This is a genomic window from Phyllobacterium sp. RCAM01083 (assembly GCF_055685835.1).
Genome location: NZ_JBVFZN010000005.1, coordinates 3,511,976 through 3,534,099, shown reverse-complemented (window position 1 = coordinate 3,534,099; position 22,124 = coordinate 3,511,976). Strand labels below are relative to the sequence as shown.

The window sequence follows — 22,124 nt, the reverse complement described above, 5'->3', positions numbered from 1 at the left end:
CCCGAGCATCACCCGCCAGTCTCAGTGTGTATCAATTGTTCTCGATAACATTTCCATTCAGCCTGTTGATTCCGCGATACTGCGCTATGAGTCTTCGACACTATTCCGTCCAGGAGCATCAAGCTGCAGCCTATTCAAACCATTCGGCAGCGTTCCCTGACGGCTTGTCAATTTTGCTGCTTGTTTTTCCAATCAAGCATGTTATCGGTATCATTACAAGTGGCAAGGCGAAAATGCCACGCTATCAACGCGCAAGGAGGATCCATGTTCACCCGGTCGGCCATTTTCGAGGGAACGATTCATAAAGGCCAGGAAGACGCCTTCTTTCAGATGGTGGAGGAACGATTGCTGCCTGTCTGGAAGCGCATGCCGAACGCCCAGGCGGTGCGCGTCATGCGCACGGTTGATTCGGACCCTGATTCGCCCCCCATCGCCATGGTCCAGGAAGTCGACTATCCCTCGATGGAAGCCGTGAAGGAAGCCCTTGCCTCGCCGGTGCGCCTCGAAGGCCGGGCCATCACCGATGAAATGATGCACATGTTCGATGGCCGTTTCTACCACGTGGTTTACAACAGGATCGCCCCGAAGTAACTGATTCGGAACAGACAGGACCGAACCGTGCCGCCATCTTCGCCCAAAGCCACCATGCACGACGTCTCCCGCCTCGCCGGCGTGTCGAAGATGACTGTCTCGCGGGTGCTGGCGGACCCTGATCTCGTTTCCGAATCAACCCGCAACCGGGTGATGAAGGCCATCGAGCAGCTGAGCTACGTGCCGGACCGGGTGGCGGGCAGCCTTTCCTCCCGGCGCACCAACTTTATCACGGCGATTCTGCCGACCCTGACCAATTCCAATTTCGCCGATACCGCGCAGGGTCTTGCCGAGGCCATGCGGCCGGCCGACTATCAGCTCCTCATCGGTTACACCATGTACCGGCTGGAGGAGGAAGAGCGAATCATCCGCGCCATGCTCGCCCGGCGGCCCGATGCGATCGTGGTTGCGGGTACCACCCACACCAAGGCGGCCAATGAAATGATGCTGCGGGCCGGTATTCCGATCGTCGAAATCTGGGATACGCCGGAACATCCGATCGACCATGCGGTCGGCTTTTCCAATTATGAAGTCGGACGGGCAGCGGCACTGCATCTCCTGGCATTGGGGCACCGGCGAATCGGCGCGCTTGGATCCAGGATGGACAGCGATGCGAAGGATCTGCGCGGCGAATCACGGCTCGCAGGCTTCACCTCGGTGCTGCGCGAAGCTGGTCTGAGTGATGAACTGGTGATTCGCGCCGGCCAAGCCCCGGTTTCCTACGATCATGGCGCCCTTACACTCGGCATATTGCTGGAACAGGCCCCGAACGTGGAAGCGGTCTTCGCCGTTTCCGACATTTCCGCCGTCGGCGCGCTGATGGAATGTCACCGGCGCGGCATCAAGGTGCCCGGCGATCTCTCGCTGATGGGCTTTGGCGATTTCGATATTGCCCGGCAATGTGTTCCCGCGATCACAACGATTCGCATCGATGCCGAACAGATCGGCCGCAGGACCGGCGAACTTCTGCTGCAGGTTCTCGATCGCAGCACCGCTCGGGAATATGCACCGGCGGCGGCGGTCAATGTCGGGTTCGAACTGGTGACGCGCGGCACCACGGCACCCGCGGGAAAACCGCGTTAGCCGGCTGCGTGAATTGCCAGCCGTTGCTCTAGTTCTGCCAGATCGCGAATGAACCACAGGCTGCGGCCGCGATTCGTCTCATAGACAAAATCGCGCAATGGCTTGCTTGTGTCCGCCCATGCGGAAATATCTCCGAGAATGGTCAGGTGAATCTGATAGTTGACGAATTTCTGGATGACTTCTCCGGCGATTCGGGTCTTGAGGTCGAGAAAATCATCGCCAAGCCGTGAAACCGGAATCACGGCGAGCGTTGCGTCCTGCGCCCAGGTATCGCTGAGGAACGTATTGGCATCCCGCGCGGCGGCAAGTTTGTCACCCTCCGCGGCGAACAGAAGAACGCGCAGACCGTGCATCTCGATGACATCGTCGTTCATCTGCCGAAAATTCCTTTGGCTGCAAGCATGGACAATGACACGGCTAGATTACCTCGGCATCGAACCCGCGCAATGGTTATTCGGGTTGAACGGAATGAACGTTTCAAACTTTTTGGAGCGTTATAAGCCGACGAATATATTGCTGCATAAGGGACTTCGGGCGCTGGTATTTTTGCGCCTTCCTCAAACGACAAAGCCCCGCGGGAGCGGGGTTAATGTTTGTGTTTTGTGAGAAGCTTGTTTTGAGATGTTTTTGGGAGATTGGTTGCGGGGACAGGATTTGAACCTGTGACCTTCAGGTTATGAGCCTGACGAGCTACCGGGCTGCTCCACCCCGCGCCACCATATCCGGCGATTGCCGTTTTCGTGTGTCTGTCCTCGGGCGTTGCCCTGCGGTCAGACGGTGCAGCCCGGATTTCTCCGTTTGTCCGACCTGGAAGCTTTGAGGCTTCTGCGGTCGGACGGGGCTGCTGCACCCCTTGCCACCATGCCGGTATTTCCGGCTACCGCGTTTGAAGCGGCGTGTAATTATGCACTTGTGCCTGCTGTTTTGCAAAAGCAAAAGGCCGCTTGATGCGGCCTGTTGATTGGAAAGTATGGGATGTGGAGAGATTATGATTTCATGTTGCGTTTGGCAGACCTGGCAGCGACCTACTCTCCCGCGTCTTGAGACGAAGTACCATTGGCGCTGGAGCGTTTCACGGCCGAGTTCGGAATGGGATCGGGTGCAGCCGCTCCGCTGTAACCACCAGGTCAGCAAAAAGCAACGATGAAAGAGAAGCTGGTTTTGTTGTCGTTTCGACTGTTTTCAATGTCTTGCAACATTGAGATTATCGGCTTTCCGGGCGTTAGCCCGCAAGGTCGACTGACCGTCGCCGGTCGTCCGGCGCCTTCGCGGAGCATAGGGTCGAAGACCCGCTCATGCGTGAGCGCTTTAGATGGATATAAGTAATGAGAATGATCAAGCCAATCGAGCTATTAGTACCGGTAAGCTTCATGCGTTGCCGCACTTCCACACCCGGCCTATCAACGTGGTGGTCTTCCACGGCTCTCAAGGGAATACTCGTTTTCAGGTGGGTTTCCCGCTTAGATGCCTTCAGCGGTTATCCCGTCCGTATATAGCTACCCTGCTATGCGGCTGGCGCCACAACAGGTCCACCAGAGATACGTCCATCCCGGTCCTCTCGTACTAGGGACAGATCCTGTCAATATTCCTACACCCACGGCAGATAGGGACCGAACTGTCTCACGACGTTCTGAACCCAACTCACGTACCGCTTTAAATGGCGAACAGCCATACCCTTGGGACCTGCTCCAGCCCCAGGATGCGATGAGTCGACATCGAGGTGCCAAACAACCCCGTCGATATGGACTCTTGGGGGTCATCAGCCTGTTATCCCCGGCGTACCTTTTATCCGTTGAGCGATGGCCCTTCCACGCGGGACCACCGGATCACTATGACCGACTTTCGTCTCTGCTCGACTTGTCAGTCTCGCAGTCAGGCGGGCTTATGCCATTGCACTCGACGACCGATTTCCGACCGGTCTGAGCCCACCATCGCGCGCCTCCGTTACTCTTTAGGAGGCGACCGCCCCAGTCAAACTACCCACCATACACTGTCCCGGATCCGGATAACGGACCGCGGTTAGACATCCATATAGGTAAGGGTGGTATTTCAAGGATGACTCCACGAAGGCTGGCGCCCCCGCTTCAAAGTCTACCACCTATCCTACACATGCCGACACGAATGCCAGTGTAAAGCTATAGTAAAGGTGCACGGGGTCTTTCCGTCTAACCGCAGGAACCCCGCATCTTCACGGGGAATTCAATTTCACTGAGTCTGCGTTGGAGACAGCGGGGAAGTCGTTACGCCATTCGTGCAGGTCGGAACTTACCCGACAAGGAATTTCGCTACCTTAGGACCGTTATAGTTACGGCCGCCGTTTACTGGGGCTTCGATTCAAAGCTTGCACCTCTCCTCTTAACCTTCCAGCACCGGGCAGGCGTCAGACCCTATACGTCGTCTTGCGACTTCGCAGAGCCCTGTGTTTTTGGTAAACAGTCGCTACCCCCTGGTCTGTGCCACCCTCACATACTTGCGTACATAAGGGTCACGCTTCTTCCGAAGTTACGCGTGCAATTTGCCGAGTTCCTTCAACGCAGTTCTCTCAAGCGCCTTGGTATTCTCTACCAGTCCACCAGTGTCGGTTTAGGGTACGGTCTATACGCGGGAGCTATTTCCTGGAACCGCTTCGAAGCCCTTCCAATCCAATAAGGAAGAACAACATACGCGATCCGTCACTACCCGCAGGCCCACGAATATTAACGTGGTTCCCATCGACTACGCCTTTCGGCCTCGCCTTAGGGGCCGGCTAACCCTGCTCAGATTAACTTTAAGCAGGAACCCTTGGACTTTCGGCGAGGGAGTCTCTCACTCCCTTTATCGTTACTCATGTCAGCATTCTCACTTCTGATACCTCCAAGAGCCCTCACGGGTCTCTCTTCAACGGCTTACAGAACGCTCCGCTACCACTTGCACTTACGTGCAAATCCACAGCTTCGGTGTATGGCTTTAGCCCCGGTACATTTTCGGCGCAAAGACCCTTATTTAGACCAGTGAGCTGTTACGCTTTCTTTAAATGATGGCTGCTTCTAAGCCAACATCCTGGTTGTTTTGGGATCCTCACATCCTTTCCCACTTAGCCATAACTTAGGGACCTTAGATGGTGGTCAGGGTTGTTGCCCTCTTCACGACGGACGTTAGCACCCGCCGTGTGTCTGCCGATTAGTACTCTTCGGTATTCGGAGTTTGGTTAGGTTTGGTAAATCGGTGAGATCCCCTAGCCCATCCAGTGCTCTACCCCCGAAGGTATTCGATCGACGCTCTACCTAAATAGATTTCGCGGAGAACCAGCTATCTCCAAGTTTGATTGGCCTTTCACCCCTAGCCACAAGTCATCCCAATCTATTGCAACAGATGCGGGTTCGGTCCTCCAGTAAGTGTTACCTTACCTTCAACCTGCTCATGGCTAGATCACTTGGTTTCGGGTCTAATCCGACGAACTGAACGCCCTGTTCAGACTCGCTTTCGCTGCGCCTACACCTACCGGTTTAAGCTTGCTCGTCAGACTAAGTCGCTGACCCATTATACAAAAGGTACGCTGTCACCCAGAACAAATCTTGGGCTCCAACTGTTTGTAGGCATTCGGTTTCAGGATCTCTTTCACTCCCCTTGTCGGGGTGCTTTTCACCTTTCCCTCACGGTACTGGTTCGCTATCGGTCATGCACGAGTACTTAGGCTTGGAGAGTGGTCTCCCCATGTTCAGACAGGATTTCACGTGTCCCGCCCTACTCAAGGACTTTTATTCGCATTACGTGTACGGGACTATCACCCACTTCGGTCACCCTTTCCAAGGTGTTCCACTTGTCTCATAAAAGCCACTGGCCTGGTCCGCGTTCGCTCGCCACTACTTACGGAGTCTCGTTTGATGTCCTTTCCTCCGGGTACTTAGATGTTTCAGTTCCCCGGGTTCGCTTCTAACCCCTATGTATTCGAAAGTTAGATACCTTATTTTGATATCTAGAAAGTTGAAGTGTTCTTCCCTCACGCACGTACCGCCCTTTCAGGGCTGTGCTCCGGGAGGGCGCGGCATAAGCCGCGACGACCGAGCGGTCTGTATGGGTGCCTCCTTTTGAGAAACAAACCAAAACAGCGCTTCATCGTTCCAACAGTTCAAATTTTCTAGATATCTAAGGTGGGTTTCCCCATTCGGAAATCGTCGGATCAAAGGGTATTCGCACCTCCCCGACGCTTATCGCAGCGTATCACGTCCTTCATCGCCTGTGCATGCCAAGGCATCCACCAAATGCCCTTAAGACACTTGATCATTCTCATTGCCAATATCCATCCTTGCCTTCACGAACATTTCGTCTCCATGGGGGATACCAATGGACAACCAAACATTCAGCAACAATCGATTTGACAAAAAAGACCAGCTTCTCGAGATAAATCCGATGGCTCTGCGGTTAAGCGGCCAATCCTCTGCAAGGGCTTTTGATGAGCATCCCTTGCGACATTTTCCGGCGTTCATGGCCCAAAGGCCGGCGGACCCGCACCAGAAGGTGCAAACCCTTGAACATCCGGAACAATCCGAATTTATCTTCTCTTCACGATTTCATACAGAACAGGCAACCGAAAGGCTCAAAGCCTCACAAGCTGCAAACTTGCTTCTTCTCTCACATGACATGTGCCTTCGCATCGTCCATCTCCAAAACCTTTGGTGGAGGCGGACGGGATCGAACCGACGACCCCCTGCTTGCAAAGCAGGTGCTCTCCCAGCTGAGCTACGCCCCCGTAAAGGTATGGGAATATGGTGGGCCTGGGAGGACTTGAACCTCCGACCTCACGCTTATCAAGCGCGCGCTCTAACCAACTGAGCTACAAGCCCGAAAGCTACACCGGCGTTAAGCGCCAGTACAGCGCGCTAGCGCGTCGCGGCTCGTGCCGCGCCCCCGCGGAGCGCCAGCCCAAAAGGGCGGTACGGCGCGCGAGCGCGTATCATGTGGAAGAAAGAGAAACGTAGGCGGCAGTCCCTGCATTGTATGCACGGTTGTCAAGCTGACTGGCTTGCAACCTTTGTTCTAATAGACATGTGAAAGACCAGCCTAACTGTTACCTGTTCACGCGTCTCCTTAGAAAGGAGGTGATCCAGCCGCAGGTTCCCCTACGGCTACCTTGTTACGACTTCACCCCAGTCGCTGACCCTACCGTGGTTGCCTGCCTCCTTGCGGTTAGCACAGCACCTTCGGGTAAAACCAACTCCCATGGTGTGACGGGCGGTGTGTACAAGGCCCGGGAACGTATTCACCGTGGCATTCTGATCCACGATTACTAGCGATTCCAACTTCATGCACTCGAGTTGCAGAGTGCAATCCGAACTGAGATGGCTTTTGGAGATTAGCTCGACCTCGCGGTCTCGCTGCCCACTGTCACCACCATTGTAGCACGTGTGTAGCCCAGCCCGTAAGGGCCATGAGGACTTGACGTCATCCCCACCTTCCTCTCGGCTTATCACCGGCAGTCCCCTTAGAGTGCCCAACTGAATGATGGCAACTAAGGGCGAGGGTTGCGCTCGTTGCGGGACTTAACCCAACATCTCACGACACGAGCTGACGACAGCCATGCAGCACCTGTCACCGATCCAGCCTAACTGAAGGAAACCATCTCTGGTAACCGCGATCGGGATGTCAAGGGCTGGTAAGGTTCTGCGCGTTGCTTCGAATTAAACCACATGCTCCACCGCTTGTGCGGGCCCCCGTCAATTCCTTTGAGTTTTAATCTTGCGACCGTACTCCCCAGGCGGAGAGCTTAATGCGTTTGCTGCGCCACCGAACAGTATACTGCCCGACGGCTAGCTCTCATAGTTTACGGCGTGGACTACCAGGGTATCTAATCCTGTTTGCTCCCCACGCTTTCGCACCTCAGCGTCAGTATCGAGCCAGTGAGCCGCCTTCGCCACTGGTGTTCCTCCGAATATCTACGAATTTCACCTCTACACTCGGAATTCCACTCACCTCTCTCGAACTCAAGACTACCAGTATCAAAGGCAGTTCCGGGGTTGAGCCCCGGGATTTCACCCCTGACTTAATAGTCCGCCTACGTGCGCTTTACGCCCAGTAAATCCGAACAACGCTAGCCCCCTTCGTATTACCGCGGCTGCTGGCACGAAGTTAGCCGGGGCTTCTTCTCCGGTTACCGTCATTATCTTCACCGGTGAAAGAGCTTTACAACCCTAGGGCCTTCATCACTCACGCGGCATGGCTGGATCAGGCTTGCGCCCATTGTCCAATATTCCCCACTGCTGCCTCCCGTAGGAGTCTGGGCCGTGTCTCAGTCCCAGTGTGGCTGATCATCCTCTCAGACCAGCTATGGATCGTCGCCTTGGTAGGCCTTTACCCCACCAACTAGCTAATCCAACGCGGGCTCATCCATCTCCGATAAATCTTTCTCCCGAAGGACGTATACGGTATTAGCACACGTTTCCATGCGTTATTCCGTAGAGATGGGTAGATTCCCACGCGTTACTCACCCGTCTGCCGCTCCCCTTGCGGGGCGCTCGACTTGCATGTGTTAAGCCTGCCGCCAGCGTTCGTTCTGAGCCAGGATCAAACTCTCAAGTTGAAAATTTGATATTGGCTATATTGGTCACGCTTGGATCAAAGCCGAAGCCTCAATCCGTTGAATCGACGAGAACATATATACACCTTACATCTGATTGCTCAGACGCATGTAACATCTTCTCTCGAAACGTGTCCGCCAAAGTATCTGTTGAACATCTTCCGATGTTCCGCAGGACCCTGCCGCCCACGTTTCTCTTTCTTCTGTATAAAATTGTCAAAGAACAGACCATGGCAAAAACCACCGTCAACCGGAACCAGCCGGCACCAAGTCCAACCCCGAAAACCAACCGCACGACCACAAGGCCACACCGTCAATCCCTTCGAGGCCCTACTCGAAGGATCGTCACTCGCGCAACAATCCGAAAACCACCAGAGAGCTTCCTTTAGGGCGCATTCAGCAACCGCCAGCGGCGCCCCGCCCTCGTTGTGTCGGTATATAGACCCCACCAACCAAAACTGTCAACACGCCTTTTGCGTTTTTTATCAAAAATGTGACACGATTTATCCACAGCCCCGTATTTGCTGGACGAAACGCCGGCAAATAAGCCGCCGAAGCGTATTGTGATGGCTGCGGCCACAAACATGCCGGATTCAAACCCTAGCGCTGGCTCCCGTGCGCGGGGTTCATTTCCGGGGATCATGACGGGTATCTCTCTATATAGGCACTCTTCACGATCGGCGCGTTGACAGATGGAAGCTGCGAGGGCAAAACTGCGGCCTTGTTGACTTCGTACCAGTAAATGGCTGGTCGGCACGCGCCGAAAAATCAAATAAGCCTGCATCAATAACGGCGACAGGATCGACACTGAGAAGCATGAAAGAGTACGAGGGGCACTCATCCATCGATCCGGGCAACGAACCGCCGTTGATTACAGACGGGCGTCGCGGCCCGCCCGATCGCCGTGAAATATCGGCACGATGGCTGGCCGGGACCTTTCTGACCGGCATTACCTCCAGTGTATTGATGGGTGTGGCCCTGTTTGCCGCGCTCGATGGCCGCGAACAGCTGGCGACGCCGCCGGAACTGATGGCCCGCACCATCGTCCCTACCGCCAGGGACAACAGCAGCGTGGCCAAGGGCACGCGCGTTGCCGCGACCACTCCTGTCCGCCGCAACCGCGACCGCCGCCGTCTCGATGTCTCCACGGTCTTCAAAGAAGGCGAACGCGACGTCATCCGCTCCACACCGTTCGAATATGTCCGCATCGCGCTCGCCTCTGTCCACAACAGCAACCGCAAATATCCCGGCTTCAACCCGCTGGACGTGTTTGCCGAGGCCAACGAAGGAACCGACCCCACCCCCAAGACCGGCATGATCTACGGCGCCAAGGTGGAAAGTGAAGTCAGCCTGCGCACCGTGGACTTTCCCCTCGCCACCGCGCAATTCGATCCATCCGACGATTTGAGCGCCGACGAAGTGGAAGACGTTGTCCGCAACACCGGCGCACTGCTGACCGACGGCGCGGTTCAGGTGGCCTCGCTGCACTACGTGGATCCCCTGCGCTTCGGCGCCGACGAGGACCCTTTCAACCTGCGCAATCCGCTTGCGGTCAAGATCATCCAGGAAAATGTCAGCGTCTCGCCCCGGATGGGCGAAGATGCCGAAAGCCATGGCTACTCGGAAGAGCTGATCCCGTTCCGCAACGACAAGGACATCCTTGGCGCCTTCAATGAAGCGGGCTACGAGGACGAGGATGCCACCGGCATGTCCGAAGCGATCGCGAAACTTCTCAACTCGCCGCGCCTCAAGGGCGGCAGTGTCCTGCGCCTGGGAATTGAGTCGCACGACGGTGTCGACCGGATCATGCGGTCGAGCGTCTACAACGGCACCACGCACATTCTGACCATCGCCCTCAACGACAAGGACCAGTATGTGCCGGCCGACGAACCGGAGATGACACCGGGACTGCAGCTTGCCTTTGACGACAACCCGCCCGCCTCGCGCCAGCCCGGCGATCTTCCCACGGTCTATGACGGCATTTATCGTGCGGGCATCGCCTATGGCATGACCGACACGATGATCCAGCAGCTGATCCGCATGCTGGCGTCGGATGTGGATTTCCAGGCGCAGCTTGCCCCGACCGACCAGCTGGAAGCGTTCTTCTCGCTGCCGGCCGATTCGGAAAGGGCGGGCGATGAATCGGAAATACTCTATGTCGCCGCCAATTTCGGCGGCAATTTGCGCAAATTCTACCGATTCCATTCGGCCGATGGCTCGACCGATTATTATGACGAGAACGGCCGCAGCTCAAAACAGTTCCTGCTGCGCAATCCCGTGCCCAATGGTGTGTTCCGCTCGCCGTTCGGCATGCGCCGCCACCCCATTCTCGGCTATTCCCGCATGCATACGGGCGTCGACTGGTCCGCGCCGCGCGGCACGCCGATCATCGCGGCCGGCAATGGCGTGGTCGAGCGCGCCGGCTGGACCAACGGCTATGGCAACCAGACGGTCCTGCGGCATTCCAACGGTTATGAAAGCAGCTATTCGCACCAGAACGCCATTGCGGCCGGTGTGACGCCGGGTGCCAAGGTCCGGCAGGGCCAGGTGATCGGCTATCTCGGCTCGACCGGTCTGTCGACCGGTCCGCATCTGCACTATGAAGTCATCGTCAACGGGTCGAAAGTGGACCCGATGCGCATCCGCCTGCCCGGCGGACGGGCGCTTGGCGGCGATGATCTCACCGCCTTCAAGCGCGAGCGCGAGCGCATCGATCAGCTGCTGAAGGACGATAACGGCAACGCACCCAAGGTTGCCGCCAGCGGCTGACCACTGCTCCGGGTTTTATTCCTGAAACTCCACGGTCACACCCTTCTGCACCAGCTTCGACAATTCCATCGCGTCCCAATTGGTCAGGCGGACGCAGCCATGGCTGTTGGTCTTGCCGATCTTTGACGGTTCCGGCGTGCCGTGGATGCCATAGGTCGGCTTCGACAGCGCGATCCAGACCGTGCCCACCGGCCCGTTGGGACCGGGCGGGATGGTCAGAACCTTGTTGTTTTCGCCCTGCTTGAAGTTCAGCTTGGGATTGTAGGTGTAGTTGGGATTGATCGCGATGCGCTCCACCTGCACGATCCCCGACGGCGACGGCGTATCGGTCGAGCCGATGGTCGCGGGATAGGCCACGATGAGCCGCCCCTCGGCATTATAGCCGCGCACCTGCTTGCGGCCTTTGTCGGCGATGATCTTGGTCACCGAACCGCCGACATTCTGGCCGGGATTGGCAACCTGAATCACCGTGCCGGGGCGATTGAAGTCCGCACCCGGATTGATTTCCTTCAGGTAAGCCTCGTCCATGTGAAAGCGCTCGCCCAGCATCTCTGGAACGGAGGTAAAGGCCATCCGCTCCAGCTGGGCCTTGTGGCTGTAATCCTCGGGGATCGAGGCAACGAAGGGATAGGCCGCATCTTCCGATGTGATCGTATAGGCAACGAAGGCAGGACCGCCCGTCTGTTCGAGCGAGGCATTGATTCCCGCTTCGTTGAGCGGGTCGAATTTCTGGCCGGTCATTTCCTCGAAAGCTGCCACGGCCTTATCGACATTGCCGCCCTTGCGCCCGTCGATGACGCCGGGCGAAACGCCGACCCGGTCGAGGAGCACCTGAATGGCGGCAATCTTGCTCTTGGCACCCTGCCCCTTGGGCAATTGCACGGTGGGCGCCGGATTGGGGTGCGCCGGGATGGCTTCCTGCGATGGTGGCGATGCCAGATTTTCGCCCGGCATTTCCGGATCGATCAGACCGGGAGATGACGGCGCCATATCCGGCTGATTGTTGGCCGGCGGCAGCGGCGCACGCTCGACCGTGCGATAGTCGCGCTCGGACGGTTGCGACGGTTGCCCCCGATACGGGTCGTTCGGGCGATTCGCATAGGGATCTTCGGGAATTGATCCGGTATCGTAGGGATCCTGCGGCGCATCGGGAAAATAGTCGATGCCGCGGCCGTCATTGGCATCATTGCGCGGCTCTTCGACCGAAACCACCCGGCCACGGCGATCCACCGTCACCCGGCGGTTATATTCATCGAAATAAACGCGGTATTCGCCGCGGCGCGGCCGCCGGTCCGATTCGAACAATTGCGCAACGGCAAAGGGCGCCTGATTCGCCGCGGCGCTTGCCGTAAGGCTTGCCGCCTGCGCGGGGGATATGGGCGCCGATACCGCAGGAATAGCGGCAAAAAGCAATGCAAACACAATCAAATGACGAAACGCCATATTTTCAACTTCCGGTTTCCGCTAACGCACTCTTAAGCATAAATGACCGACTTTCCTGTCTTTATGGTTAATGCGGCGCTTTTATCGTCGCATCTACAGCATGAAGCAGACATGAAAATGGCCGCCATGCGGCGGCCATTCCGATTCTTCGCTTCTTTGCCGGAGCAGTGCTCAGGCGGCTTCGCTCTTGTCCCGATCAGGCGCGGATTTGACCGACCTGAAATTGAGCCGGTCGGAACCCGCGGTGATCTTGACGGTCGAACCATCGAGAATCTCACCGAGCAGAATCTTCTCTGCCAGCGGATCCTGCACCTGCTTCTGGATCACGCGCTTCAATGGCCGTGCACCATAGGCAGGATCATAGCCCTTGTCCGCCAGCCAGTGGGTCGCATCCTCGTCGATCTTGATGATGATCTTCCGATCCGCCAGCAAGGACTGCAGACGCTCCATCTGAATCGCCACAATCGCCCCCATTTCGTTCCGCTTCAGGCGGTGGAACAGGATGATCTCGTCCACGCGGTTGAGGAATTCCGGCCTGAACGAGGCCTTGACCACGTTCATCACGTCCTCGCGGGCGCTTTCCACATCCTGATCTTCGCGCAGCGCGGTCAGATATTCCGCACCGAGGTTGGACGTCATGATGATCAGCGTATTGCGGAAATCCACCGTCCGGCCCTGGCCATCCGTCAGACGTCCATCATCGAGCACCTGCAACAGCACATTGAACACATCCGGATGCGCCTTTTCGATCTCGTCGAACAGGACAACCTGATAAGGCCTGCGCCGGACCGCTTCCGTCAGCGCTCCGCCTTCCTCATAGCCGACATAACCGGGAGGCGCACCGATCAGACGCGCGACCGAATGCTTCTCCATATATTCGGACATGTCGATGCGAACCATGGCCGTTTCGTCGCTGAACAGGAACGCGGCCAGAGCCTTGGTGAGCTCCGTCTTGCCGACACCGGTCGGTCCGAGGAAAATGAACGAGCCAATCGGCCGGTTCGGATCCTGCAGACCGGCACGGGCACGGCGCACGGCTTTGGAAACGGCCTGAACCGCCTCACCTTGTCCGATGACCCGCTTGGCCAGTTCGTCTTCCATGCGCAACAGCTTTTCACGCTCGCCTTCCAGCATCCGGTCAACCGGGATACCGGTCCAGCGGGACACAACCTGCGCGATATGATCAGGCGTGACGATTTCCTCGACCATCGAGGTCGATCCATCCTGCTGCTCGGCCTGCGCCAGCTGCTTTTCCAGCTGCGGGATCGTGCCATAGGCAAGCTCGCCCGCCTTCTGGAATTCACCGTTGCGCTGTGCGGCTGCCAAGGCATTGCGCGCTTCATCCAGCTGACCTTTCAGGTCGGCCGCATGCCCGAGCTTCTGCTTTTCCGACTGCCAGGTGTTGGTCAGCGCCGTGGACTGCTCCTCAAGTTCGATCAGTTCCTTTTCCAGCCGCTCCAGACGGTCTTTCGATGCATCGTCCTTCTCGACCTTCAGGGCCTCGCGTTCGATCTTCAGCTGCATGATGCGGCGGTCGATTTCGTCGAGTTCTTCCGGCTTGGAATCCACCTGCATCCGCAGGCGCGCCGCGCCTTCGTCAATCAGGTCGATCGCCTTGTCCGGCAGGAAGCGGTCGGTGATATAGCGGTTCGACAACGTTGCGGCGGCAACCAGGGCCGAATCGGAAATGCGAACCTTGTGGTGCTGTTCGTATTTCTCCTTCAATCCGCGCAGGATCGAAATCGTATCCTCGACCGACGGCTCGTCAACAAACACCGGCTGGAACCGCCGGGCCAGTGCAGGGTCCTTTTCCACGTGTTTGCGATACTCGTCGAGTGTCGTCGCGCCAACGCAATGCAGTTCGCCGCGTGCCAGGGCAGGCTTCAGCAGGTTCGATGCATCCATCGACCCTTCGCCCTTGCCGGCGCCAACCAGCGTGTGCATCTCGTCGATGAACAGGATGATGTTGCCATTGGCCGACTGCACTTCGGAAAGCACACCCTTCAGGCGCTCTTCAAACTCGCCGCGATATTTCGCACCGGCGATCAGCGCACCCATGTCGAGCGCCATCAGCTGCTTGTCCTTCAAGGACTCCGGCACGTCGCCATTGACGATACGCAGCGCCAGCCCTTCGGCGATCGCCGTCTTGCCGACGCCGGGTTCACCGATGAGAACCGGATTGTTCTTGGTACGGCGCGACAGAACCTGGATCGTCCGGCGGATTTCGTCATCGCGGCCGATAACCGGGTCGAGCTTGCCCGACCGCGCATCGGCGGTCAGGTCGCGCGCATATTTCTTCAACGCGTCATAGGTGTTTTCAGCGGAAGCCGAATCGGCGGTCCGGCCCTTGCGGATATCGTTGATAACCGCATTGAGGCCAGCAGCGGTCACGCCCGCGCGGCTCAGGATTTCCGATGTCTTTGCCGACTTCTCGATGGCAAGCGCCGTCAGCAGCCGTTCAACCGTGACAAAACTGTCGCCGGCCTTCTTGGCAAGCTCTTCCGCCGTGGCGAAAACCTTGGCAAGCGGCTGGGCAAGATACAGCTGTTCGTTGCCGCCGGTGACTTTCGGCAGCGCATTGAGCGCGGCCTGCAACCCCAGGCGCACATCGGCTATACGCCCGCCCGCCCGCTCGATCAGCGATGCGGCAAGGCCTTCCTCGTCATCGACGAGAACCTTGAGCAAATGCTCCGGTGCAAACTGCTGGTTGTTGGAAGAAAGTGCGAAGGTCTGTGCAGACTGGATGAAGCCGCGAACGCGCTCAGTGTATTTTTCAAGATTCATTCTTTGTCTCCTTTTCCCCAGAACCCTGAAGCGGCATCCTGGAGTCTTCTGGTGACGGATCCCCTGCAAGAGGCAGATCCATACGATCAAGGCTCATATGGGAATGCTTTCCTGCGCCCGCAAGATACTCCCAAAGCGGGAATTTGAAAAAAGAAAACGGCGCGGAAACTATTCCGCGCCGTTTGCAAAATCAGGTGTTTTACGTGGGTCAGACGTCGGATTCGACAGCTGCCCGGCGTTTCTTCACTTCGGCCACGATGCTGGCCGGGGAAAGATCATTGGCGGTATCTGGAGCAGCGGCAGCAGGTGCTGCATTTTCCTCGGTTACGCGCGGCTCACGCGGACGCGCCGGCCTGCGGCCACGCGGTGCCCGGCGTGCCGGCTTTGCTTCGGCGGTTTCCTGGGATTCTCCGGATTCCGCTTCCGTTTCGCCTTCATCGCTGGCGGTGTTCTCTTCGGCAACCGGAGCCTGGTTATACTGCCGGCGCTGCTGATGCGGCTGGCGCTGGCTGACCGGCTCTTCGCCATAGGCAACTTCCGCAGGCGTTCCCTCGATCACAGGCTGCGGTCCGCTGCCATTGATCTGCTGGTGCTGGACCGGACGGTCCTGCTGCTGTTCGTTGCCGTCATCATCGTAGACGCCATCATCGTCCTGGTCATCGCGGTCATCGCGCTGATACTGAACGGGAGCCTGAGCCTGAGCAGCAAGAATGATTCGATTGTAATGTTCGGCGTGCTGGAGATAGTTTTCTGCCATCACGCGATCACCACTGCTCTGTGCGTCACGCGCCAGAGTGGTGTACTTTTCGGCGACGTGCTGAGCATTTCCCCGGATTTTAACGTCGGGACCGTTGCTCTCGTAGTTACGGGAAAGTGGGTTGGGACCTTTGCGGTTGTTGTTACCGCGTCCGCGCATGCGCCTATTCTGCTGTACTGGCCTCATACTTATCTCTTTTCAGAAAATCAGGGGCGCTCATTTGCTCACCATTTGAGTCAAAAAGCTTCGCTTCTCAAGTGCCGACCTGAAGCGCGCCCCGCGCTTCAATCGCATCCAAAGTTCATAAAACTTTTGTGCTTCCGCTAAAACCATCCCTCCAAGAACAATTCCGAGGAGAAATCAAACACCCGGAAAATTCCGTATCAATCTCTTGATAGGCAAAACCAGACTTGTTCGGTTTAGAGCGGTGACTGGAAACTAGCCGCCTTCGCGACAAATTCCAAGCCTTTTTTCAATAATTTTACAGCTTCATGAACAACATTGCTCTTTCGTGCCCGGCGATATCCGTCTGCAGACCCTTCAAGGCGAAGCCTGATCCTGCAAAAATCGCCTCGACATCCATCCGCTGATCATAGCCGATTTCCACGGCAATTGCGCCGTTCACGCGCAGATGCCTGTCCGCCTGTTCCGCAATGATGCGATAGGGCTTAAGGCCATCCGCTCCGCCATCCAGCGCCAGAACCGGATCGTGCATTGCCACTTCGGGCTGCAAATCCATTATGTCTTTCGACCGGATATAGGGCGGATTGGAAATTATCATGTCAAATCCGCCGGTTACCTCAGCAAACCAGTTGGAATGCAGCACGGCGAACCGATTGGACACACCATTGAGATGGGCATTGTCGCGCGCCGTTACAAGAGCGCCCGGCGCAATATCCACGCCGATGGCCCGAAGATGCGGGACCTGACCCAGCAAGGCAATGGCGATGGCTCCTGTGCCCGTTCCAAGATCGATGAGATCGGCAACGCCATTCTCCGCCACGCGTTGCTGCAGGAATGGCAGGGCAAGTTCGACCAGCGCTTCCGTGTCGGGCCGGGGCTCCAGCGTATCGGCGGACAATGAAAATTCCAGCCCGAAAAAGGCGCGCCGGCCAATGATCCGGTGGACTGATTCGCCGTTGATTCGCCGGTTAAGCACCGCGTCGAGCCGGGTCAGGACGTCCGCCGCCACCTCATTGTGCGGATTGCGGATCGTTTCAAGCCGGTCAAAGCCGGTGATCCATTCAACCAGAAGGCGCGCATCAAGCTCCGCATTTTCAATGCCAGCTTTGATGAGGACAGAACGGGCCTGAATGTGGACGTCAGCAAGGCGCGAACCACCTTCAATCATGCCGTCAGTACCCGTCATTCATCTGGGCGAGAAGCGCTGTCTGATGGTCGGAAATCAGCGCCCCGATCAGCTCGTCCAGATCGCCTTCCATGATGCGGTCGAGCTTGTACAGCGTCAGGTTGATGCGATGGTCGGTGACGCGGCCCTGCGGAAAATTATAGGTGCGGATGCGCTCCGAACGGTCGCCGGAGCCAACCTGGCTGCGCCGCGCTTCCGAACGCTCGCTGTCCGCCTTCTGCCGCTGCATGTCAAACAGCCTGGACCGCAGCACCTGCATGGCGCGGGCACGGTTCTGGTGCTGGGATTTTTCCGCCTGCACCACGACGATGCCCGAGGGGATATGCGTGATGCGCACTGCCGAGTCCGTCGTGTTGACGTGCTGGCCGCCCGAACCCGACGCACGCATCGTGTCGATGCGGATATCTTCGGCGCGAATATCGATATCGATTTCCTCGGCTTCCGGCAGAACGGCAACGGTAGCGGCGGAGGTGTGGATGCGGCCGCTTGCTTCCGTATCCGGCACGCGCTGCACCCGGTGCACGCCCGACTCGAATTTCAGCTTGGCAAAAACCCCTCTGCCCGAAACCATGGCGATCACTTCCTTGTAGCCGCCGGCTTCACCATCGCTGGCCGAAATCAGCTCGACCCGCCAGCCGTTGGCCGACGCATAGCGTTCATACATGCGGAACAGGTCGCCGCCGAACAGCGCGGCTTCCGAGCCGCCCGTTCCCGCGCGGATTTCCAGAATGGCATTGCGCTCGTCGGCGACATCCTTCGGCAGGAGCAGAACCTGAATGTCCTGTTCCAGCGCTTCGATACGTTCATTGATATCAGGCAGTTCCGCCTCGGCGAGATCGCGCATATCCTTGTCGGTCGCCGCATCGTTGAGCATGGATTTCAGATCGTCGGCTTCGCTGCGCGATGCCAGCAGATCGCGAATCCTGGCAACCACCGGTTCCAGCTCGGAATATTCCGATGCGAGCTTCACATAGGTGTCGGAATCCGGATTGCTCGCCATCTGCGTTTCAATCATGGAAAACCGCTTCAGCAGCTGATCCATACGATCCTGCGGAATGGACATCATTTTAGTTCATTACCTCTGCAGATTTCACAGCGCAACGCCTGTTCGCTCTGCGAATTTGTTCAGGACATGCCGCAGCGAACCGGTGTCGCCGTGATTGTCGATGGCATCGGTCAGCTGCGCATGCAATTCACCGACATCGAGTGTACCCAGCATTGCCTTGATCGGACCGATGGACGCCGGCGACATGGAAATGGAGCGGAAACCCAGCGCGATCAGGGCCATGGCCGAAAGCGGCTTGCCTGCCATTTCCCCGCACAGCGTCACGTCCGTATTGTTGCGCACGCCTGCCTGCGCGATCTGGCGCAGCACCCGCAGGAACGGCACCGACAGATTGTCAAACCGGTCGGTGATCATCGAGTTGCCGCGATCAACCGCCATGACGAACTGGAACAGGTCGTTGGAGCCGACCGAAACGAAATCCACCACCGACATCAGTTCATCGAGCTGCCAGAGCAGCGACGGCACCTCGACCATTGCACCGATCTTCACCCGCGTCGGCAGGTTGTGGGCAAAGCGCGAGAGGTGCTGCACTTCACGATTGATCAGTTCGCTCGCCTTGCGCACCTCAGCCACTTCCGTGACCATCGGAATCATCAGGCGCAATTCACGCCCGCCGGCTGCCTTCAGCAGGGCGCGCACCTGTGTGCGCAGTAGGCCCGGACGATCGAGCGTCAGGCGGATCGCGCGCCACCCCATCGCCGGGTTTTCCTCGTTCACATTGCTGCGGAAATAGGGAAGCACCTTGTCGCCGCCGATATCGAGCGTGCGGAATGTCACCGGCCGGTCGCCCGCCGCATCGAGCACCGAACGGTAGAGCCGCTCCTGCTGCTCGGCCCGCGGGAAGGTCGACGCCACCATGAATTGCAGCTCCGTGCGGAACAGGCCAATGCCTGCCGCCCCGGCTTCGGTCAGCTGCGGCAAGTCCACGAGCAGCCCGGCATTCATCAGCAGCGCGATCGGCACGCCGTCCTTGGTCACCGAAGGCTTGTCGCGCAATTCGCGGTAGAGCGCCTGCCGCTTGGCGCGGAACTTGACCTTTTCCGAATAGGCCGCCTCGACATCCGCCTGCGGGCGCAGATGCACCCTGCCGTCATCGCCATCAACAATGACCGCATCATTGTTTTCAGCCATGGAGACGACGCCCTTGACCTGGCCGGCGACGGGAATACCCATGGCGCGGGCGACGATCACCACATGGCTGGTCGCCGCACCGTCTTCCAGAACCAGGCCGCGCAGGCGTTCGCGCGGATAATCCAGGAGTTCGGCAGCGCCCATCGACCGGGCAATGATGATGGCATCCTTGGCCAGCGAACCGGCCATGGTCTTCACGTCGCGGCCCATCAGCTGGCGCAACAACCGGTTGGCAAGATCATCGAAATCGCTGAGCCGTTCGCGCATGTAGGGGTCGGTCAGATGCATCATCCGCGCGCGGGTGTCACTCTGGACCTTCTCCACGGCCGCCTCTGCCGTCAGGCCATTGCGGATTGCCTCTTCGAGACGCCGCACCCAGCCGGTGTCATGCGCGAACATGCGATAGGCTTCCAGCACTTCGCGGTGTTCGCCCTCGAACGCCACATCGCGGCGCGACAGCATGTCGTCGATGGAAATGCGCAGCGAACCCAGCGACGTTTCAAGCCGGTCGATTTCCGTATCGATGTTTTCGTTGAAGAGATTGGTGACGACGATGCGCGGCTCGTGCAGCACAACATGGCCAAGACCGACGCCATCATTGAAGGCGCTGCCGGAAAAGCTCATGGGCTTGCCGAGATCCAGCTCGACACCCGGTCGCGCCAGTCGGGTCAGGCTGCCCGCGGCGACCATTTCCGCCAGGACCATTGCCGTGGTTTCGAGCGCTTCGACTTCGTCCTCGCGGTAGACGCGCTTGGTCCGGTTCTGCACGACGAGAACGCCGAGCGTCCGCCCGGCCCGCAGGATCGGCACGCCGAGGAAGGAATTGTAGATTTCTTCGCCCGTTTCCGGCAGGTAGGCGAAGGCCGGATGCGTCTGGGCGTCCGTCAGGTTGAGCGGCCGGGCGCTCGAGGCGATCGTACCGACAAGACCCTGGCCAAGCCGCAACTGCGCCAAGTGAACCGCGGACGGATTCAGACCTTCGGTTGCATAGAGTTCGAGAACACCGTCCGAGCGCAGGACGTAGAACGAGCACACTTCCGCAACCATGTTCTGCGCGATTTCGCGAACGATCCGGTCAAGCCTCTCCTGCGGCTCAAGAGCCTCCGCCATCAATTCGCGGAGACGCTTCAGCATGACACGAGGACCTGATATCTGCTCGCGCGTGGGCACCCATCTGCTCCATATTATTATTGGCAAGACCGGAATGGTCTTGCCAATCAACTCTTTGATTCATCATGTCAGTCGAGACGTTCACCGACAAACAGAATCTCTGTCTTAGACGGTAAATTAATGCTTATCCAGACCGTAGACAGAATGCAAAGTCCGAACCGCAAGTTCCGCATAGGGACCGTCGATCAGAATGGAAATCTTGATTTCCGAGGTGGTGATGGCGCGAATGTTGATGCCCTTGTCCGCCAATGCGCGGAATGCCGTTGCCGCAACGCCCGCGTGGCTTCGCATACCGATGCCGATCACCGAAACCTTAACCATGCCGGCTTCCGACTGGATGATGTCACAACCGATCTCTGCCTTGACCTTTTCCAGAACAGCCAGCGCCTTGTCGAGATCGCCCGAGGGAACCGTAAAGGTCATATCGGTTTTCGATCCGTCCTCGGAGATGTTCTGCACGATCATGTCGACATTGATGTGCGCTTCGGCCAGCGGGCCGAAAATGCCGGCGGAAATACCGGGACGGTCTGCAACACGGCGCAAGGAAATCTGAGCTTCGTCCTTGGCGTAGGCAATTCCTGTTACAACCTGCTGTTCCACGATTTCTTCCTCGTCGCAAATAAGTGTACCGGGCGGATTGATCAGATCACCCATGCCCGGCGCATCGGGGTCTTCGAAACTGGATCGCACAAATGTGCGCACTTTGTGCACCATCGCAAGCTCGACGGACCGCACCTGCAGAACTTTCGCCCCAAGGGACGCCATCTCGAGCATTTCTTCAAACGAAATGCGTGACAGCCGGCGGGCCTTCGGTTCGACACGCGGATCGGTGGTGTAGACACCATCGACATCCGTGTAAATGTCGCAACGGTCCGCCTTGACCGAGGCGGCAATCGCCACGGCGCTCGTATCCGAACCGCCACGGCCGAGCGTCGAAATGCGGTTGTCCGGGCCGATGCCCTGGAAACCGGCGATGACGGCAACCTGCCCTTCCTTGAAACGCTCGATCAGGAAAGAGCCGTCAATGTCGATGATGCGCGCCGCGCCATGGGCATTGTCCGTCTTGATCGGAATCTGCCAGCCCTGCCAGGACCGCGCGTGCACGCCCATGTGTTGCAGGGCAACTGCAAGCAATCCCGCCGTCACCTGCTCGCCGGAGGCGACAATGGCATCGTATTCGCGGGCATCGTGCATCGGCGATGTCTGGCGGGTCCAGGCGACGAGCTCGTTGGTTTTCCCTGCCATTGCGGAAACGACGACCGCGACTTCGTGCCCTGCATCAACTTCACGTTTGACATGCCGGGCCACATTACGGATGCGGTCGATATCGGCCACCGAAGTGCCGCCGAATTTCATCACAATGCGTGCCATGGGAAATACCGTTCTGGAAAGGCTTGAAAATGGGATC

12 protein-coding genes, 3 tRNA genes and 3 rRNA genes are annotated in these 22,124 nt (G+C 57.9%); 3 read left to right on the top strand and 15 right to left on the bottom strand.

The annotated features are described in order from the left end of the window. Nucleotides 1-264: 264 nt before the first annotated feature. Together ACZ25R_RS24170 and ACZ25R_RS24165 are read left to right on the top strand one after the other, a co-directional pair. On the top strand, nucleotides 265-591 hold the full coding sequence (locus ACZ25R_RS24170) for an EthD domain-containing protein (RefSeq protein WP_472462440.1): 327 nt from the start codon (nucleotides 265-267) through the stop codon (nucleotides 589-591). 54 nt (nucleotides 592-645) lie between these two features. Then, on the top strand, nucleotides 646-1,674 hold the full coding sequence (locus tag ACZ25R_RS24165; protein WP_472462548.1) for a LacI family DNA-binding transcriptional regulator: 1,029 nt from the start codon (nucleotides 646-648) through the stop codon (nucleotides 1,672-1,674). On the opposite strand, the gene ACZ25R_RS24160 is transcribed toward ACZ25R_RS24165, so the two are convergent. The 8 genes from ACZ25R_RS24160 to ACZ25R_RS24125 all read right to left on the bottom strand — a co-directional run bounded on the left by ACZ25R_RS24160 (nucleotide 1,671) and on the right by ACZ25R_RS24125 (nucleotide 9,068). Further along, nucleotides 1,671-2,048, bottom strand: a complete 378-nt coding sequence (locus ACZ25R_RS24160) for a DUF4180 domain-containing protein (protein WP_472462439.1) — start codon at nucleotides 2,046-2,048, stop codon at nucleotides 1,671-1,673. The genes ACZ25R_RS24165 and ACZ25R_RS24160 overlap by 4 nt on opposite strands. Nucleotides 2,049-2,310: 262 nt before the next feature. After that, a tRNA-Met gene (locus tag ACZ25R_RS24155) sits at nucleotides 2,311-2,387 on the bottom strand. Nucleotides 2,388-2,686: 299 nt separating this feature from the next. Further along, nucleotides 2,687-2,801 (bottom strand): 5S ribosomal RNA (rrf, locus tag ACZ25R_RS24150). Nucleotides 2,802-3,005: 204 nt separating this feature from the next. Continuing rightward, nucleotides 3,006-5,936 (bottom strand): 23S ribosomal RNA (locus tag ACZ25R_RS24145). 391 nt (nucleotides 5,937-6,327) lie between these two features. Continuing rightward, nucleotides 6,328-6,403: transfer RNA gene (locus ACZ25R_RS24140), tRNA-Ala, on the bottom strand. Nucleotides 6,404-6,420: 17 nt separating this feature from the next. Then, a tRNA-Ile gene (locus ACZ25R_RS24135) sits at nucleotides 6,421-6,497 on the bottom strand. Between the two features lie 248 nt (nucleotides 6,498-6,745). Continuing rightward, nucleotides 6,746-8,230, bottom strand: a 16S ribosomal RNA gene (locus tag ACZ25R_RS24130). Together the 16S, 23S and 5S rRNA genes with 3 tRNA genes alongside form the textbook arrangement of a ribosomal RNA operon. A 382-nt stretch (nucleotides 8,231-8,612) precedes the next feature. Next, nucleotides 8,613-9,068 carry a hypothetical protein gene (locus ACZ25R_RS24125; RefSeq protein ID WP_472462438.1) on the bottom strand — a complete coding sequence of 152 codons (456 nt, stop codon included), beginning with the start codon at nucleotides 9,066-9,068 and terminating at the stop codon, nucleotides 8,613-8,615. Between ACZ25R_RS24125 and ACZ25R_RS24120 the strand changes: the two genes are divergently transcribed. Beyond that, complete coding sequence (locus tag ACZ25R_RS24120) at nucleotides 9,044-10,996, top strand: M23 family metallopeptidase (protein ID WP_403180946.1); 1,953 nt, start codon at nucleotides 9,044-9,046, stop codon at nucleotides 10,994-10,996. The two genes, ACZ25R_RS24125 and ACZ25R_RS24120, sit on opposite strands and share 25 nt — an antisense overlap. A gap of 15 nt (nucleotides 10,997-11,011) precedes the next feature. On the opposite strand, the gene ACZ25R_RS24115 is transcribed toward ACZ25R_RS24120, so the two are convergent. The 7 genes from ACZ25R_RS24115 to ACZ25R_RS24085 all read right to left on the bottom strand — a co-directional run bounded on the left by ACZ25R_RS24115 (nucleotide 11,012) and on the right by ACZ25R_RS24085 (nucleotide 22,087). Continuing rightward, nucleotides 11,012-12,439, bottom strand: a complete 1,428-nt coding sequence (locus tag ACZ25R_RS24115) for a L,D-transpeptidase family protein (protein ID WP_472462437.1) — start codon at nucleotides 12,437-12,439, stop codon at nucleotides 11,012-11,014. Between the two features lie 171 nt (nucleotides 12,440-12,610). Next, nucleotides 12,611-15,223, bottom strand: a complete 2,613-nt coding sequence (clpB, locus tag ACZ25R_RS24110) for an ATP-dependent chaperone ClpB (protein WP_472462436.1) — start codon at nucleotides 15,221-15,223, stop codon at nucleotides 12,611-12,613. A 208-nt stretch (nucleotides 15,224-15,431) separates the two neighbouring features. After that, on the bottom strand, nucleotides 15,432-16,166 hold the full coding sequence (locus ACZ25R_RS24105; protein ID WP_472462435.1) for a DUF4167 domain-containing protein: 735 nt from the start codon (nucleotides 16,164-16,166) through the stop codon (nucleotides 15,432-15,434). Nucleotides 16,167-16,461: 295 nt separating this feature from the next. Then, nucleotides 16,462-17,331 (bottom strand): peptide chain release factor N(5)-glutamine methyltransferase, encoded by an 870-nt coding sequence (gene prmC, locus ACZ25R_RS24100; protein ID WP_472462547.1) that lies wholly within the window; start codon nucleotides 17,329-17,331, stop codon nucleotides 16,462-16,464. Between the two features lie 4 nt (nucleotides 17,332-17,335). Then, a complete protein-coding gene (gene prfA / locus ACZ25R_RS24095; RefSeq protein WP_346308189.1) occupies nucleotides 17,336-18,415 on the bottom strand; it encodes a peptide chain release factor 1 in 1,080 nt (359 codons plus the stop codon). 24 nt (nucleotides 18,416-18,439) lie between these two features. Next, nucleotides 18,440-20,680, bottom strand: a complete 2,241-nt coding sequence (gene ptsP, locus ACZ25R_RS24090; protein ID WP_472462434.1) for a phosphoenolpyruvate--protein phosphotransferase — start codon at nucleotides 20,678-20,680, stop codon at nucleotides 18,440-18,442. Between the two features lie 153 nt (nucleotides 20,681-20,833). Continuing rightward, a complete protein-coding gene (locus tag ACZ25R_RS24085; protein WP_182552176.1) occupies nucleotides 20,834-22,087 on the bottom strand; it encodes an aspartate kinase in 1,254 nt (417 codons plus the stop codon). Nucleotides 22,088-22,124: the final 37 nt, after the last annotated feature.